We start from the raw sequence: 15,456 nt of genomic DNA on the forward strand, positions 1-15,456 counted from the left end.
TTTTTGGGGCTTGCCTCACATACCATACTAGGGTATGGTATGTGGCATGAAACATGCCGAACACAAATCCCAGCTGGACAGCCTGCGGCGCATCCATGGCCAGGTAGCCGGACTCACGCGCATGGTGGAGGAGGAGCGCTACTGCGGCGACATCCTCACCCAGTTGCGGGCGGTCCAGGCGGCCCTGCGCCGGGTCGAGCTGCAGGTGTTGGAGAAGCACATCGGGCACTGCGTGACCGGTGCCGCCGAGAGCGGCGACCGCAAGGAGCGCGATGCCAAGCTGGATGAGCTGTTCGACATCCTGAAGCGCTTCGCCCCCTAGACACTCCGAGGCCGCCATGCACGAATGCTGCCGCCATCCTGAGCCGGCCGCCGCGCCGCCCCCGTCCACCCACAAGCCGGTAGCGGGCGACCTCTATACCTGTCCCATGCATCCTGAGGTCGTGCAGCAAGGCCCCGGTACCTGTCCCATCTGCGGCATGGCACTGGAGCCCAAGATCGTGCGCGCCGAACAAGGCGCCGATCCCGAACTCAAGGACATGACCCGCCGCTTCTGGCTGGGTGTGGCCCTGAGCTTGCCGTTGCTGGTGCTGTCCATGGGCGGGGACGTACTGCCGGCTCTGCGCTTCCATCACTGGCTTGGTGAGGCGATGTTCGGATGGTCGCAGTTCGCCCTGGCGACGCCGGTAGTGCTGTGGGGCGGCTGGCCGGTCTTCGAACGGGGCTGGCAGTCCTTGCGCACCCGCCACCTCAACATGTTCACCCTCATCGCCCTCGGCAGTGGCGCCGCTTACGGCTTCAGCCTCTTCGTGCTCCTGTTCCCCGGCCTGATGCCGGCGGCGTTCATGGGGGAGGGCATGCCGCCGCTGTACTTCGAGGCCGCCGCTGTCATCGTCACGCTCGTGCTGCTGGGCCAGGTGCTGGAACTGCGGGCGCGGCGCGGCACCTCCGATGCCATCCGCGCCCTGCTGAGGCTCGCGCCCCCGACCGCGCACCGCATCGGCTCAGACGGCGAGAAGGAAGTGCCCCTCGACCAGGTCATGGCAGGCGACCGCCTGCGCGTGCGCCCGGGCGACAAGGTTCCCGTGGACGGCGAGGTGATCGAAGGGCATTCGGGCGTGGACGAGTCCATGCTCACCGGCGAGTCCATGCCGGTGCAGAAATCCGCTGGTGACCGGGTCAGTGCCGGCAGCATCAACCAGCAGGGCGGTTTCATCATGCGCGCCGACCGGGTGGGCTCTGACACGCTGCTGGCGCGCATCGTGCACATGGTGGGCGAGGCGCAGCGCAGTCGTGCGCCGATCCAGGCGCTGGCCGACAAAGTCTCCGGCTGGTTCGTGCCCGCCGTGATCGGCGTCGCGCTCGCGGCCGCGGTTGCCTGGGCCGCATGGGGTCCGGCGCCGGCGCTCAACCACGCGCTGCTGGCGGCGGTCTCGGTGCTCATCATCGCTTGCCCCTGCGCCCTCGGCCTTGCCACGCCCATCTCGGTGATGGTGGGGATAGGCCGCGGCGCGCAGTCCGGCGTGCTGATCAAGGATGCCGAGGCGCTGGAGCTCATGGAGAAGATCGACGTGCTGGTGGTGGACAAGACCGGCACCCTCACCGAGGGCAGGCCCACCTTGCAGGCCGTGAAGGTCCTGCAGGGCTTCACGGAACAGGAGCTGCTCGCGCAAGTGGCGGCCCTCGAGGCCGCCAGCGAGCATCCGCTGGCGGCGGCCATCGTCGCAGGCGCAAAGGCACGCGGTGTGGTCCCCGCCAAGGTCGAGGACTTCAGGGCCATCACCGGCCAGGGCGTGAGCGGGAGGCTCGCTGGCGCCGATGTGCTGGTGGGCAACATCCGGCTGCTGGAAGGAGCGAGGATAGATGCCGCCCCCCTGGCTGGCATGGCGGAAGAGCTGCGCCGTGCGGGCCAGACCGTCATGCTGGTGGCGATCGGCGGCAGGGCCGCCGGCATCATCGGCGTCGCCGACGCCATCAAGCCCACCAGCGCCGAAGCCGTGCGCCAACTCAAGGCCTCCGGCGTGTGCATCGTGATGCTCACCGGCGACAACGCCATCACCGCCCAGGCCGTCGCCGCCGCGCTCGGCATCGACGAGGTGCATGCGGGCGTCCTGCCCCAGGACAAGCACGAGGTGGTGGGGCGCCTGAAGCAGCAGGGCCGTGTGGTGGCCATGGCGGGCGATGGCGTGAACGATGCACCCGCACTCGCTCGGGCCGACGTGGGTATCGCCATGGGCAATGGCACCGACGTGGCCATGGAGAGCGCGGCGGTGACCCTGGTGAAGGGCGACTTGCGTGCCATCGCGCGGGCCCGCGAGCTGAGCCGGCGTACCATGCGCAACATACGGCAGAACCTGTTCTTCGCCTTCTTCTACAACGCGCTCGGCGTGCCGCTGGCCGCCGGGGTGCTCTATCCCATCGCCGGGCTGCTGCTGAGCCCGGCCATCGCGGCCGCCGCCATGAGCTTCAGCTCGGTGTCCGTGATCGGGAATGCGCTGCGCCTGCGCCGGGCGCGGCTATGAGGGCGGCGCCCATTCGCACGCTGTTTGCGGCCACGGTATTGGCCCTGTCATTCGCGCCGGACGTCCGCGCGGAGGATTTCATGGGCATGGCCGGCGCTTTCGGCCCCTATGCCATGGACCGCGAAGCTTCCGGCACCAGCTGGCAGCCGGAGGCCGTGCCCATGCAAGGCATCATGACCATGGACGGCGACTGGATGACCATGGTCCACGGCTACCTGTACCAGGTGCGCGACCACCAGGGCGGGCCGCGGGGCGCCAACGAGGATTTCAGCGAAAGCATGTTCATGGTCATGGCCCAGCGGACCCGGGGCCAGGACACCCTCGGCCTGCGCGGCATGTTCTCGCTGGACCCGCTCATGGGTCCGGCCGGTTATCCGCTGCTGCTGCAGACCGGCGAGACCGCCGACAGGGTGAACCCATTGGTGGACCGCCAGCATCCCCACGATCTCTTCATGGAGCTCTCCGCCTCCTATAGCCACGCGTTCGCCGAGACGGATTCGCTGTTCGTGTACGCGGGCCTGCCCGGTGAGCCAGCCCTGGGTCCGCCGGCCTTCATGCATAGGGCGTCGGGCGTGGACAATCCGGAGGCGCCGCTCTCCCATCACTGGCTGGACTCCACCCATGTCACCTTCGGCGTGCTCACCGCGGGCCTGGTGCTGGGACAGGTGAAGCTGGAGGCCTCCGTCTTCCATGGCCGGGAACCGGACGAGCGGCGCTGGAACATCGATGGCGGCGCGCTGGATTCCTACGCGGCGCGCGCCACCTGGAACCCGGACGAGCACTGGTCGCTGCAGGCGAGCCGCGGCTACCTGCGCAGCCCCGAGCAATTGGATCCTGCCGTGGACCAGCGCCGCAGCACCGCGTCGGCCATGTATTCCGGCGCGGTGGGCGACGCGCAGTGGGACGCGACCCTCGGCTGGGGACAGGACGACAACCGGCCCGGGGACAAGCTGGATGCATGGCTCGCCGAGAGTGAACTCAAGTTCTCGGGGGTACACACCTGGTTCGCCCGCCTGGAGCGGGTGCAGGAGGATGAGCTCCTGCCCTCGATGGTCACCGTCGGGAAACTATCCGTGGGTTACATCCACGACTGGCCGGTGGCTGAGCATCTCAGCCTGGGTCTGGGCGGGCTGGTGAGCGTATACGGCCTGCCGGCGACCGCCCAGGCCGCTTATGGAAACCCGCACTCATACATGCTGTTCCTGCGCCTCAAGCTCCTCTGAGACCTGAAATAAACCGTCATGCTCCGCTGTCTCTAGTGGGAGTATGCTCATCGGCCCGCAAGGACCGCCAAGAAGAAAGAGGTGTGCCCATGTCCACGTTCCCCCGCCGCAGGCTCGGTTCCCAGGGTCTCGAGGTCTCCGCCATGGGCTTAGGCTGCATGGGCATGTCGGATTTCTACAAGGGCGGGGAAGGGGACAAGGAATCCATCGCCACCATCCACCGCGCGCTCGAGCTCGGCATCGACTTCCTCGACACCGCGGACATGTATGGCCCGTTCACCAACGAGGAGCTGGTGGGCCGCGCCATCAAGGGCAAGCGCGATAAGTTCATCGTCGCCACCAAGTTCGGGAACGAGCGCACGCCGGACGGCAGGTTCCTGGGCGTGAACGGCAGTCCTGACTACGTGCGTGCCTGCTGCGATGCCTCGCTAAAGCGCCTTGGCGTGGATCACATCGACCTCTACTACCAGCACCGGGTGGACATCAACACGCCCATCGAGGATACCGTCGGCGCCATGGCCGATCTCGTGAAACAGGGCAAGGTGCGCTACCTCGGCCTCTCCGAGGCGGCGCCGGACACCCTCCGCCGTGCCCACAATGTCCATCCCATCAGTGCGCTCCAGACCGAGTACTCGCTGTGGACCCGCGAGCCGGAGGAGGGCCTGTTGGACACGGTGCGGGAACTCGGCATCGGCTTCGTGGCCTACAGCCCCTTGGGGCGCGGCTTCCTCACCGGTACCATCAAGAGATACGAAGATTTGGCCGCGGACGATTGGCGCCGCAACATGCCCCGCTTCAAGGGCGAGAACTTCCAGAAGAACCTGGACCTCGTCGAGCGGGTGGAGGAGATCGCCAGGGACAGGGACGTGGAAGCCTCCCAGATCGCCATCGCCTGGCTGCTGCACCAGGGACAGGACATCGTCCCCATCCCCGGCACCAAGCGCCGCAAGTACCTGGAGCAGAACGCCGCCGCCATCGGCATCGAGCTAAGCGGCGAGGAGCTAAAGCGCATCGATGCGGCCTTCCCTGTGGGCGCGGCCACGGGTAACCGCTATGCGGACATGTCCACGGTCAATCGGTGAGGCGTTTCGCGTAACATGACGGGATGAGTGATCCAGAGAACGCTGGGCTCTTAACGCCCGTCGAATACCAGCTGCTCGCCGCCCCCGCGCTCCAGGCCGCCGCCGAGGTGGCCGCGCAGCGCGGCGATCCGTACCTCTACAACGATATGGCTTCCATGCTGGCGCTGCTCGGCGGAGTCACAACGCTCACCCACGCGTATCTGCAGCAGGACCTGCCGGTGGAAGCTTCGCCCCGTGCCGAGCTGGAGCGCGCTCCCCTCGCGGTCTGCGCATTGGTGTTCACCGAATCGGGCCTCGAGGCCCCGGAAGTGGAACAATGCCTGCGGGCCTTGTTCCAGGCTTATCTCAAGCTCCTCAAGGAAGGCGTGCTGGGTCCCCAGGAAGCCCTCATCGAGAAGGCTTACGTTGAACTGATGGCAGGGAAGAGGGCCGCCGCCCTCCAGAGCCTGCGCTTTGGGATGCTCGCCATGGCCAAGGCTATAGATATGTGGGAAGCGGCACGGGCCGCTTCCTGAGTCAGGCCGGCACCAGCATGAATCTGCCGTAGGCGATGAATCCGGCCAGCACGGCCACGATCAGCCAATAGGCCAGTTCACCGCGCTTGCCGGCGCCTTGCCCGAGGTGCAGGCCGCAGAACAGCAGCATCTCTGCCGCGATGAGCGCCGCGGCGATCGGCGTGAGTACTGCCAGGGAGGGGATCGCTGTCGCGATCAGGCCCAGGCTGCAGAGCAGCTCGATCAAGCTCATCCCAAGCCAAACCCCATGGGGGATCGCCCGCAGGGAAGGCACGGACTTCTCGGAGTGAGAGAACTTCCATACTGCGCCCATGGCGGTATGCAGGGCGAGCAGGATCTGGAGTATCCACAGGAGGATGTTCATCATTTGCCTCTCGATACGTTCAACGCTGCCGCCTCGCGGATGAGCGCCTTGAATGCTTTTTCGTCGGGCTTCGCGCCCATGGGGAAGTCGATGGCACGCCGGGTGTTGCCTTCCAGGCTGGAGTTGAAGAGGCCGGCAGGATCCTCGAGTGCAGCGCCCCGGGCGAAGGTCAACTTCACCTTGTCCTTGTAGGTCTCACCGGTGCAGATGATCCCGTCGTGGGACCAGACCGGCACCCCCCATTTCCATTCCTCCAGCACCTTGGGATCCGCCTGCTTGATCAGGCAGCGGAGCAGGGCGAGCTGCTTGCCTCGCCAGTCGTCCAGCTGTTCTATCCTCTCGTCTATGAGCTTGGAAGCGGAGCCTGCTGTCGAAGAACTTTTCTTCATGGTTCGCTTCGCCGCTTTCTTGCGCACGGCCATCACTTGGTTCCCTTGGGTGGCCAGCTCGGGGCTTCGACACCAAATTGCGCGGCGTATTCCTGGACGAGCCGCTGCCAGTCGAACTTCATGGCCTCGCCGCCCACGATGCGCCCGATGGGCTCGCCCGCGGTGAGCCGGTCCAGCACGTCGAGGCAGATGTGCCAGCCCGCGGCGCCCCAGGTGATGAAGCCGCGCTCGATGTTGTGCCAGAGGGTGAGGCGGGTGCCGCCGCCGGCGGGTTCGAGCTGCCACCTGAGATCGTTGCCGCCCCAGCTGTACTCCAAGATGCGCGGCGCTTCTGCCCGCTTGACCAGGCTCTCGGCCGGCGCTTGAGGAGCGCCTACCGTAACGAGTTTCGCCGGACCCTCTTTCCCTAAGTCCCGGTCCGCATCGAAGGGCGCCCATTGGGAGAGCTGCGCGGGATCCGTCAGCGCCTCCCAGACCATCGCCGGTGGCTGGCGCAGCTTGCGCACCAGCACCAGGGTCCACCGGTCGCCGTCCTTCTGGACCTCGGCACCGGCGGCGGGGCCGGGCAGGTAGTCCTCACGTCCACTCATTTGCCTTTTCCTTTCCCGTCCGGCTCTTCTTCCATCTCCATGCGCTCGAGGTGGCGCTCCAGCGCATCCACGTGGGCCGACCAGAAGCGCCGGAAGGGATCGAGCCAGGCATCCACTTCCTTGAGCGGCTCGGGCCGGATCCGGTAGACACGCCGCTGGGCCTCCACCCGCGACTCCACCAAGCCGGCTTCCCTTAATACCCGCAGGTGCTTGGATACGGAGGTCTGGGGCATGTGCAGCCGCCGTTCGATCTCACCCACGGATTGTTCTGATGAGGCCAGCAGCTTGAGGATGGCCCGGCGGTTCGGCTCGGCGATGATGGCGAAGGAAGATTCCATGAGTTTAAACATACTTTTATGTTCATATTCCTGTCAAGGTATATTACAACCACTCCTTGCAAACCGGGAATGCCTGTATATAATCACAGAACCCTGTATACATACCCAGGCTGAGGCGGCTTCTCTCCATGGAAAAGATCACTCCCCGGCAGCAGGAAGTTCTTGAGTTGATTCAAGAGGTTATCGATGAAACCGGCATGCCGCCTACGCGTGCAGAGATCGCCGAGACCCTGGGATTTAAATCTGCCAACGCCGCGGAGGAACATCTCCGCGCCCTCGCCCGAAAGGGTATGATTAGCTTACTGCCCGGCGCTGCCCGGGGAATCCGCATTACCGATCCTCCCGGTCTCCCGGTAGTGGGCCGGGTAGCGGCGGGCAGTCCTATCCTCGCGGAACAGCACCTGGAAGGCCGGGTGCGCGTCGATCCGCGCATGTTCAAGCCCAAGCCCGATTACCTCCTGCGCGTGCGTGGCATGAGCATGCGCGACGCCGGCATCCTGGACGGCGACCTGGTGGCGGTGAACCGCAACCCCGAGGTGCGCAACGGCCAGATCGTGGTGGCCCGCCTGGGCGACGAGGTGACGGTGAAGCGCTACCGCCTGCAGGGGGCCGAGGTGCACCTCCTCCCCGAGAACCCTGCCTTCCAGCCCATCGTGGTGGACGTGCACAGCCGTGAGTTCATCATCGAAGGGGTGGTGGTGGGCGTGCTGCGGGACGTCACGGTGCAGTGAACCGGACGTTTTTTGCCCACCCTGGCGGTCCGGTCTTTGGAGTATAATTTCGCGCCCCTGAAGCAGGGGTTACGCGCGAAGTCGTTGATTCTATAGGCCTAATCCCAAGCTTTCTCTTCGCATCGGCCGGCGCATCCACGTGACGCCGGCCGTTTGTCTTTGGGGAACAGAACGAACACCACATGACCCGCCACCACCTGCATCATCCCCACGCGCGCCGCAACAGCGCCGGCGCCGGCGGCCCGGACGCCATGGACCGAAAGCGCCTCTATGCCCTGAGCCTGGGCGCGCTGGGCGTGGTGTTCGGCGACATCGGAACCAGCCCGCTCTATGCCCTGAGCAGCTCGTTCTCCGACGCCAACGGCCTGGCCATCACTCCCGAGAGCGTGCTCGGCGTGCTGTCGCTGGTGTTCTGGACCATCATCATCATCGTCTGCCTCAAGTACCAGGTGTTCGTGCTGCGGGCCGACAACAAGGGCGAGGGCGGCGTGATGGCGCTGCTGGCGCTGCTGGATCCCTGGCGCACGCGCCGCACCAGCCGCCGCTCGCGCATCCTCATCACCCTCGGCATCTTCGGCGCGGCGCTGCTCTACGGCGACGGCATGATCACGCCCGCCATCTCGGTGCTCTCCGCCGTGGAGGGCCTGCAGGTGGGCTCCGCGGCGTTCCCGCGCTCGGTGATCATCGCCATCACGGTGGTGATCCTGATCTTCCTGTTCGTCATCCAGCGCGTGGGCACCAGCCGTGTGGGCACGTTCTTCGGCCCCATCTGCGCACTCTGGTTCACGGTCATCGGCGTGCTCGGCCTGCGCGCGATCGTCATGCACCCCGGCATCCTGGCGGCGGTGAATCCGGGTTACGCCCTGGAGTTCATCGCCCATCACGGCCTCGCGGACATCGTGGTGCTGGGCTCGGTCTTCCTGTGCGTCACCGGAGCCGAATCGCTGTTCGCGGACCTCGGCCACTTCGGCCGTGCGCCGATCCGGCTGGCCTGGTTCGCCTACGTGATGCCGGCGCTCCTGCTCAACTATTTCGGCCAGGGCGCGATGCTACTGGCCCATCCCGAGCAGCCTGCATCGCAGCTGTTCTACAGCCTCTCGCCCGGCTGGTTCCTGTATCCCATGATCGCGATCGCCACCGCCGCCACGGTGATCGCCTCCCAGGCGGTGATCTCCGGCGCCTTCTCCCTGATGGGCCAGGCCATCCAATTCGGCCAGAGCCCGCGCCTCACCATCATCAGGACCTCGGTGGACGAGAAGGGCCAGATATACATCCCGGCCATGAACTGGATACTGATGGTGGCGACCATCGCCATCGTGCTGGGCTTCAAGAGCTCCGACCGCCTGGCCACTGCCTATGGCGTGGCCGTCAGCTCCACCATGGTGGTGACCTCGATCCTGATGTTCTTCGTGGAGCGCGACCGCTGGCACTGGAACGTGGCGGTGGTGGGCTTCCTCACTCTGTGTTTCCTCTCCGTGGACCTGATGTACTTCAGCGCCAACATCTTCAAGGTCTGGGACGGTGGCTGGCTGCCGCTGCTGGTGGGCGTGATCGGCTTCATCATCATGTCCACCTGGAGCACCGGCCGCTCCAACCTCATCGACCGGCTGCGTGCCGCCACCGAGCCCCTGGACGAGTTCCTGGCCCACATCCGCAAGCAGAAGCCTCTCAGGGTGCGCGGCACCGCGGTCTTCATGACCGCGCCCAACCTAGGCACGCCGCCCATGCTGCAGCACCACCTGGAACACAACCAGGTGTTGCACGAGCAGGTGGTGCTGCTCACGGTGCTCACGGACGACGTGCCCTTCGTGCACCCGCTGCAGCGCCTGGAGGTCGCGAAGATGGACCTCGGGTTCTACCGCGTGAACGTGCACTACGGCTTCATGCAGATACCGAACATCCCGCAGTGCTTCCGCCGCGCCAAGGACTTCGGCCTCAGCATCGATCCTGAGACCGTCACCTATTACCTAGGGCGTGAGACCCTGGTCTCCACCCGCCGCTGGCCGTCCATGTGGGGCTGGCGTGAGAACCTGTTCGCGTTCATGTCGCGCAACGCGATCCGCGCCACGGACTTCTACCAGATCCCGCCGGACCGCACCGTGGAGCTGGGCCTGCGCCTGAGGCTGGCGGACATCGGCGGCGGCCGCCGCAACGGCGACGGCCGCCACTGACATGATCGGCAAGCTCCTGGCGGCGATCGCCGCGTTCATCACCGGCACGCTCTCGACGCTCGGCTATGCAGGCGTGGTGCTGCTCATGGGCATCGAGAGCGCCTGCATCCCGCTGCCCTCCGAGCTCATCATGCCGTTCGCGGGCTACCTGGTGTTCCAGGGCAAGCTCAGCCTGTGGGGCGTGGCCCTGGCGGGCGCCGTGGGCTGCGTGCTGGGCTCGCTGGCGGCCTACTACGTGGGGCTCCTGGGCGGGCGTCCGCTGGTGGTGAAGTACGGCCGCTACCTGTTCATCTCGCCCCAGGACATCGAGATGGGTGACCGCTGGTTCGCCCGTTACGGCGAGGCCATCATCTTCGTGGGCCGGCTGCTGCCGGTGGTGCGCACATTCATCGCGTTCCCGGCGGGGGTGGCGCGCATGCACCTGGGCAAGTTCGTGGCCTATACCTTCGTGGGTTCGCTGATCTGGTGCTGGGGCCTGGCCTGGATAGGCCGTGCCTTGGGAGAGCATTGGGACACCCTGGGGGCCTGGTTCCACCGCTTCGATGCGGTCATCGGCGCCCTGATCGTCTTGGCCGCCGCCTGGTGGATCCGCCGGCACTTCAAGCACCTCAAGGCCGGGCGAGGTCAGGCTTGACGTAATCCCCTGGATATCAGATAGTTATCCCATAGCGCCGATTTGAGTCTCAGCTTGCGGGCGCTCTATAAATGCAGCTAAAGCGGGCTCTCTGGAACCTGCTTTAGCCCCACCCGAAAGGTGGTCAAGCTAAGCAGGTTTTTCGTTTTCCGGACCCACGGACGGGCGCGGAGGGCGGAAAGAGGCATGCACCATCGCCGTTTATGACAACTTGCAGGGCGATACGGCACCCGTGAAGGGGGCCGACTGCTAAAGCGTCTGGAGCGCACGAGCCGAGATGAACTCCCTCACCACTGCCTGGGACCGGCGGGCTTTCCCCACCACCCCCGGTGTCTCCTTCGAATTCTTCCCGCCCGGCACGCCCGAGATGGAGAAGAAGCTGTGGCAGGCCCTGGAGCGCCTCGCGCCCCTGGCTCCGCGCTTCGTCTCAGTCACCTACGGCGCCGGCGGCTCGACCCGCGAGCGCACACACGAGACGGTGGTCGCGATCCAGCGACGGCTGGGCCTGCGGCCCGCCGCGCACCTCACCTGCGTCGGCGCGAGCCGCGAGGAGATCGAAAGGGTGGCGCGCCGCTATTGGCAGGCCGGCGTGCGCCACATCGTCGCGCTGCGCGGTGACGCGCCTGAAGGCGAGCACTTCCAGCCGCATCCTGAGGGCTACGCCAGCGCCGCCGAGCTCGTGGCGGGGCTGAAGCGCGTGGCGGACTTCGAGATCAGCGTGGCGGCCCATCCGGAGGTGCATCCGGAGGCGGTCTCGCCGCAGGCGGACCTGGATAACCTCAAGCGCAAGATGGAGGCGGGCGCCACCCGCGCCATCACCCAGTACTTCTTCGACGTGGAGGTGTTCCTGCGCTTCCGCGACCGGCTCGCCTCCGCCGGCATCGGGCTACCGGTGATCCCCGGCATCCTGCCGGTGACCAACTACGCGCAGGTGAAGAAGTTCAGCCTGCGTTGCGGTGCCAGCGTGCCGCGCTGGCTGGCGGACATCTTCGAGGACGTGGATGACGACCCGGAGACCCGCAAGCTGGTGGCTGCCCACGTGGCCGGCGAGCAGTGCCGCCTGTTGCAGGCGGAGGGCGTGCAGGAGTTCCATTTCTATACGCTCAACCGCCCCGAGCTCGCGCGCGCCATCTGCCGGCTGCTGGGCATCAAGCCCGCGGTGCCGGCGCCCGAGCCGCTGGCGGTCAACGCCCGCTGATATCCATGGATTGTCGCAGCGAACTCGAACGGCTCCTCAAGGAGCGCCTCCTGGTGCTGGACGGTGCCATGGGCACCATGATCCAGGCCCATCCCCTCGAGGAGGCGGATTTCCGGGGTGAGCGCTTCAAGAACCATCCGAAGCCCCTCAAGGGCAACAACGACCTCCTGACGCTCACGCGCCCCGACATCATCGCCGGCATCCACCGCGCCTACCTCGAGGCGGGCGCGGACATCCTCGAGACCAACACCTTCAACTCCACCGCCATATCGCAGGCGGACTATGGCACCGAGGCCCTAGCCTATGAGCTGAACCGCGAGGGCGCGCGTCTCGCCAAGCAGGAGACCGCGGCCATCGGCAAGCGGGACGGCCAGCGCCGCTTCGTGGCGGGCATCCTGGGCCCTACCAACCGCACGGCGTCCATGTCGCCGGACGTGAACGACCCGGGCTTCCGCAACGTCAGCTTCGACGAACTCAAGGCTGCCTACGCGGACGCGGTGCGGGGTCTCCTGGACGGCGGCGCGGACCTCCTGATGGTGGAGACCATCTTCGACACCCTGAACTGCAAGGCTGCGCTCATCGCGATCCAGGAGCACTTCGAGCGTGCCGGCACCGAGGTGCCGGTGATGATCTCCGCCACCATCACCGACCTCTCGGGCCGCACCCTCTCGGGCCAGACCGTGGAGGCGTTCTGGAACTCCGTGCGTCACGTGAAGCCCTTCAGCATCGGGCTCAACTGTGCGCTCGGTGCCGATCAGCTCCGGCCCTACGTGCAGGAACTGGCGAAGCTCGCGGACTGCCACGTGAGTGCCCACCCCAACGCCGGCCTGCCCAACGCCTTCGGCGGTTACGACGAGACCCCCGAGCACATGGCCCATCAGCTGGGCGGCTGGGCCGAGGAGGGGAACGTGGACATCGTGGGCGGCTGCTGCGGCACCACTCCCGAGCACATCCGCGCCATCAAGGCCGCCATCGCCGGGCACAGGCCGCCGGAGCGCGATCCCGCCGCGCCGGGCTGCCGGCTCGCGGGCCTGGAGGCCTGCAACATCCTGCCCGGCAGCCTGTTCGTGAACGTGGGTGAACGCACCAACGTCACCGGCTCCGCCAAGTTCAAGAAGCTGGTGCTGGCGGGGGACTATCCCGCGGCACTGGAAGTGGCGCGGGATCAGGTGCAGAACGGTGCCCAGGTGGTGGACGTGAACATGGACGAGGGCCTGCTGGACGGCAAGGCCGCCATGGTGCGCTTCCTCTCGCTGCTCGCCGCCGAGCCGGACATCGCGCGGGTGCCGGTCATGCTCGATTCCTCCCGCTGGGAGATCATCGAGGCGGGTCTGAAGTGCGTGCAGGGCAAATGCGTCGTCAACTCCATCAGCCTCAAGGAGGGCGAGGCCTCGTTCCTGGAGCAGGCGCGCCTCGCGCGCCGCCACGGCGCCGCGGTGGTGGTGATGGCCTTCGACGAGCAGGGCCAGGCGGACACCCTCGAGAAGCGTGTGGCGGTATGCGAGCGGGCCTATCGGATCCTGACGGAGAAGCTCGGGTTCCCGCCGCAGGACATCATCTTCGATCCCAACATCTTCGCGGTGGGCACCGGCATCGAGGCCCATGCCCGCTATGCGCTGGACTACATAGACGCGGTGCGGGAGATCAAGCGCCGGCTGCCGGGCGTCTTGGTGAGCGGCGGCGTCAGCAACGTGTCCTTCGCATTCCGTGGCAACGACAAGGTGCGGGAGGCCATGCACGCGGCCTTCCTGTACCACGCGATCAAGGCCGGCATGGACATGGGCATCGTCAACGCGGGCCAGCTCGCGGTGTACGAGGAGATACCCAAAGACCTCCTGGAGCATGTGGAAGACGTGCTGCTGGACCGGCGTCCGGACGCCACCGAGCGGCTCATGAGCTTCGCCGCGACCCTGGACAAGGGCGGCACGAAACAGGTGCAGGACCTGGCCTGGCGCGGCTGGCCCGTGGAGGAGCGCCTCAAGCACGCCCTGGTGCAGGGTATCGCAGACTATATAGATGAGGACACCGAGGAGGCGCGGCTCAAGGCCAAGCGGCCCCTGGACGTGATCGAAGGCCCTCTCATGGCGGGCATGGACGTGGTGGGCGAGCTGTTCGGCACGGGCCGCATGTTCCTGCCCCAGGTGGTGAAGTCCGCCCGGGTCATGAAGAAGTCGGTGGCCTGGCTCACGCCGTACATCGAGGCCGAGAAACAGGACGGCGTGCGCCCCAAGGGCCGCATCCTCATGGCCACCGTGAAGGGCGACGTGCACGACATCGGCAAGAACATCGTCGGCATCGTGCTGCAGTGCAACAACTACGAGGTGCTGGACCTGGGGGTGATGGTCCCGGCCCAGAAGATCCTGGAGACTGCCAGGGAGCGGCAGGTGGACCTCATCGGTCTCTCGGGCCTCATCACGCCTTCCCTGGATGAGATGGTGCATGTGGCACGGGAGATGCAACGGGACAACTTCAGCATCCCGCTCATGATCGGCGGCGCCACCACCTCCCGCACCCACACCGCGGTGCGCATCGCGCCCCAGTACCAGGGCGCAGTCACCCACGTGAAGGATGCCTCCCGCGCCGTGAGCGTGGCCTCGTCCCTGCTGGGCGAGGGCAGTGCTTCCGTCATCCAGGCCATCCAGGCCGAGTACGCCGGGCTGCGCGCCGAGTATGCGGGCCGCAACAGCGAGGACCGCTGGCTCAGCCTCACGGCGGCCCGGGCCAACCGCATCCCCGTGGAATGGCGCTCGTACCAGCCGCCCCGTCCGCGGCAGCTTGGCATCCAGACCCTGGACGACTTCCCGCTGGAGGAACTGCGTCCTTATATAGACTGGACGCCGTTCTTCCACGCTTGGCAGCTCAAGGGCAGCTACCCCAGGATCCTGGACGATCCGGAGAAGGGGGAGACCGCGCGCCGCCTGCTGGCGGATGCGAACGCCATGCTGGACCAGATCATCGCCGAGCGCTGGCTCCAGGCGCGGGCCGTGTATGGCCTGTTCCCCGCCAATGCCGAAGGCGATGACGTAGCGGTGTTCAAGGGCACGGACCGCGGCGAGCGGCATGCCACCTTCCATTTCCTGCGCCAGCAGCAGCAGAAGCCCGCCGGCAAGCCCAACCGCTGCCTCGCGGATTACGTGGCGCCGGCGGACAGCGGCAAGGAGGACTACCTCGGCGGTTTCGCCGTGACCACCGGCCTCGGGATCGAGGCGCGGGTGAAGGCCTTCGAGGCGGATCACGACGACTACAGCGCGATCCTGCTCAAGGCCCTGGCGGACCGGCTGGCGGAAGCCTTCGCCGAGTGGCTGCACCGGAAGGTGCGGCGCGAGTCCTGGGGCTACGCATCTGCCGAGGGTCTCGACAACGATGCGCTGATCCGCGAGGAATACGCCGGCATCCGTCCGGCCCCGGGCTACCCCGCCTGCCCCGAGCACACCGAGAAGGGCATCCTGTGGCAGCTCTTGGACGCGGAGCGGCGCGCCGGCATCCAGCTCACCGAGCACTACGCCATGTGGCCGGCGGCGGCCGTGAGCGGTTTTTACTTTTCCCATCCCGAGTCCCATTACTTCGCCGTGGGCCGCATCAACCGCGACCAGGTGGAGGACTACGCCCGCCGCAAGGGCATGGACATCACCACCGCGGAGCGCTGGCTGGCGCCGAACCTGGGATACACACCCTGAGGACTTGGAAGCCCGGGACGGG

14 protein-coding genes are annotated in these 15,456 nt (G+C 66.7%); 10 read left to right on the forward strand and 4 right to left on the reverse strand.

Annotation, left to right across the window (positions count from 1 at the left end; genetic code table 11):
• Positions 1-46: 46 nt before the first annotated feature.
• From VF651_09235 to VF651_09255, 5 genes are all read left to right on the forward strand, one after another.
• Positions 47-322, forward strand: coding sequence for a metal-sensitive transcriptional regulator (locus VF651_09235; protein ID HEX7965887.1), 276 nt, complete (start codon positions 47-49; stop codon positions 320-322).
• A gap of 16 nt (positions 323-338) precedes the next feature.
• A complete protein-coding gene (locus VF651_09240) occupies positions 339-2,522 on the forward strand; it encodes a copper-translocating P-type ATPase (protein HEX7965888.1) in 2,184 nt (727 codons plus the stop codon).
• A gap of 86 nt (positions 2,523-2,608) precedes the next feature.
• Entirely contained in the window at positions 2,609-3,745 is a 1,137-nt protein-coding gene (locus VF651_09245; protein ID HEX7965889.1) for a hypothetical protein, read from the forward strand.
• An 89-nt stretch (positions 3,746-3,834) separates the two neighbouring features.
• A complete protein-coding gene (locus VF651_09250) occupies positions 3,835-4,827 on the forward strand; it encodes an aldo/keto reductase (GenBank protein HEX7965890.1) in 993 nt (330 codons plus the stop codon).
• A 23-nt stretch (positions 4,828-4,850) separates the two neighbouring features.
• Positions 4,851-5,342 (forward strand): hypothetical protein, encoded by a 492-nt coding sequence (locus VF651_09255; GenBank protein HEX7965891.1) that lies wholly within the window; start codon positions 4,851-4,853, stop codon positions 5,340-5,342.
• 1 nt (position 5,343) lies between these two features.
• On the opposite strand, the gene VF651_09260 is transcribed toward VF651_09255, so the two are convergent.
• Genes VF651_09260 through VF651_09275 form a run of 4 tightly spaced genes read right to left on the reverse strand, consistent with a single transcriptional unit; the run spans position 5,344 to position 7,023 of the window.
• On the reverse strand, positions 5,344-5,706 hold the full coding sequence (locus VF651_09260; GenBank protein ID HEX7965892.1) for a hypothetical protein: 363 nt from the start codon (positions 5,704-5,706) through the stop codon (positions 5,344-5,346).
• Entirely contained in the window at positions 5,706-6,095 is a 390-nt protein-coding gene (locus VF651_09265; protein ID HEX7965893.1) for a DUF1801 domain-containing protein, read from the reverse strand. The genes VF651_09260 and VF651_09265 overlap by 1 nt, the downstream gene beginning before the upstream one ends.
• A gap of 32 nt (positions 6,096-6,127) precedes the next feature.
• Positions 6,128-6,685, reverse strand: coding sequence for an SRPBCC family protein (locus tag VF651_09270; protein ID HEX7965894.1), 558 nt, complete (start codon positions 6,683-6,685; stop codon positions 6,128-6,130).
• Positions 6,682-7,023, reverse strand: coding sequence for a metalloregulator ArsR/SmtB family transcription factor (locus VF651_09275; GenBank protein ID HEX7965895.1), 342 nt, complete (start codon positions 7,021-7,023; stop codon positions 6,682-6,684). Before VF651_09275 ends, VF651_09270 begins: the two co-directional genes overlap by 4 nt.
• A gap of 128 nt (positions 7,024-7,151) precedes the next feature.
• Here VF651_09275 and lexA point away from each other — a divergent pair, with 128 nt between their 5' ends.
• The 5 genes from lexA to metH all read left to right on the forward strand — a co-directional run bounded on the left by lexA (position 7,152) and on the right by metH (position 15,434).
• Positions 7,152-7,754: a transcriptional repressor LexA gene (lexA, locus tag VF651_09280; GenBank protein HEX7965896.1), complete on the forward strand. Its 603-nt coding sequence runs from the start codon at positions 7,152-7,154 to the stop codon at positions 7,752-7,754.
• A gap of 251 nt (positions 7,755-8,005) precedes the next feature.
• Positions 8,006-9,925 carry a potassium transporter Kup gene (locus tag VF651_09285; GenBank protein HEX7965897.1) on the forward strand — a complete coding sequence of 640 codons (1,920 nt, stop codon included), beginning with the start codon at positions 8,006-8,008 and terminating at the stop codon, positions 9,923-9,925.
• A 1-nt stretch (position 9,926) separates the two neighbouring features.
• On the forward strand, positions 9,927-10,559 hold the full coding sequence (locus VF651_09290; GenBank protein ID HEX7965898.1) for a DedA family protein: 633 nt from the start codon (positions 9,927-9,929) through the stop codon (positions 10,557-10,559).
• A 277-nt stretch (positions 10,560-10,836) separates the two neighbouring features.
• Positions 10,837-11,757, forward strand: a complete 921-nt coding sequence (metF, locus tag VF651_09295) for a methylenetetrahydrofolate reductase [NAD(P)H] (GenBank protein HEX7965899.1) — start codon at positions 10,837-10,839, stop codon at positions 11,755-11,757.
• A 5-nt stretch (positions 11,758-11,762) separates the two neighbouring features.
• Positions 11,763-15,434 (forward strand): methionine synthase, encoded by a 3,672-nt coding sequence (gene metH, locus VF651_09300; protein ID HEX7965900.1) that lies wholly within the window; start codon positions 11,763-11,765, stop codon positions 15,432-15,434.
• Positions 15,435-15,456 lie beyond the last annotated feature (22 nt).

This window comes from Gammaproteobacteria bacterium (assembly GCA_036383255.1).
Lineage (GTDB): Bacteria > Pseudomonadota > Gammaproteobacteria > Natronospirales > REEB76 > DASUBN01.

Excerpts from the sequence above, each read along its gene's own strand:
- VF651_09235 (HEX7965887.1), top strand. The coding sequence starts at position 47 with ATGAAACATGCCGAACACAAATCCCAGCTGGACAGCCTGCGGCGCATC.
- VF651_09240 (HEX7965888.1), top strand. The coding sequence starts at position 339 with ATGCACGAATGCTGCCGCCATCCTGAGCCGGCCGCCGCGCCGCCCCCG.
- VF651_09245 (HEX7965889.1), top strand. The coding sequence starts at position 2,609 with ATGGCCGGCGCTTTCGGCCCCTATGCCATGGACCGCGAAGCTTCCGGC.
- VF651_09250 (HEX7965890.1), top strand. The coding sequence starts at position 3,835 with ATGTCCACGTTCCCCCGCCGCAGGCTCGGTTCCCAGGGTCTCGAGGTC.
- VF651_09255 (HEX7965891.1), top strand. The coding sequence starts at position 4,851 with ATGAGTGATCCAGAGAACGCTGGGCTCTTAACGCCCGTCGAATACCAG.
- VF651_09260 (HEX7965892.1), bottom strand. The coding sequence starts at position 5,706 with ATGAACATCCTCCTGTGGATACTCCAGATCCTGCTCGCCCTGCATACC.
- VF651_09265 (HEX7965893.1), bottom strand. The coding sequence starts at position 6,095 with ATGAAGAAAAGTTCTTCGACAGCAGGCTCCGCTTCCAAGCTCATAGAC.
- VF651_09270 (HEX7965894.1), bottom strand. The coding sequence starts at position 6,685 with ATGAGTGGACGTGAGGACTACCTGCCCGGCCCCGCCGCCGGTGCCGAG.
- VF651_09275 (HEX7965895.1), bottom strand. The coding sequence starts at position 7,023 with ATGGAATCTTCCTTCGCCATCATCGCCGAGCCGAACCGCCGGGCCATC.
- lexA (HEX7965896.1), top strand. The coding sequence starts at position 7,152 with ATGGAAAAGATCACTCCCCGGCAGCAGGAAGTTCTTGAGTTGATTCAA.
- VF651_09285 (HEX7965897.1), top strand. The coding sequence starts at position 8,006 with ATGGACCGAAAGCGCCTCTATGCCCTGAGCCTGGGCGCGCTGGGCGTG.
- VF651_09290 (HEX7965898.1), top strand. The coding sequence starts at position 9,927 with ATGATCGGCAAGCTCCTGGCGGCGATCGCCGCGTTCATCACCGGCACG.
- metF (HEX7965899.1), top strand. The coding sequence starts at position 10,837 with ATGAACTCCCTCACCACTGCCTGGGACCGGCGGGCTTTCCCCACCACC.
- metH (HEX7965900.1), top strand. The coding sequence starts at position 11,763 with ATGGATTGTCGCAGCGAACTCGAACGGCTCCTCAAGGAGCGCCTCCTG.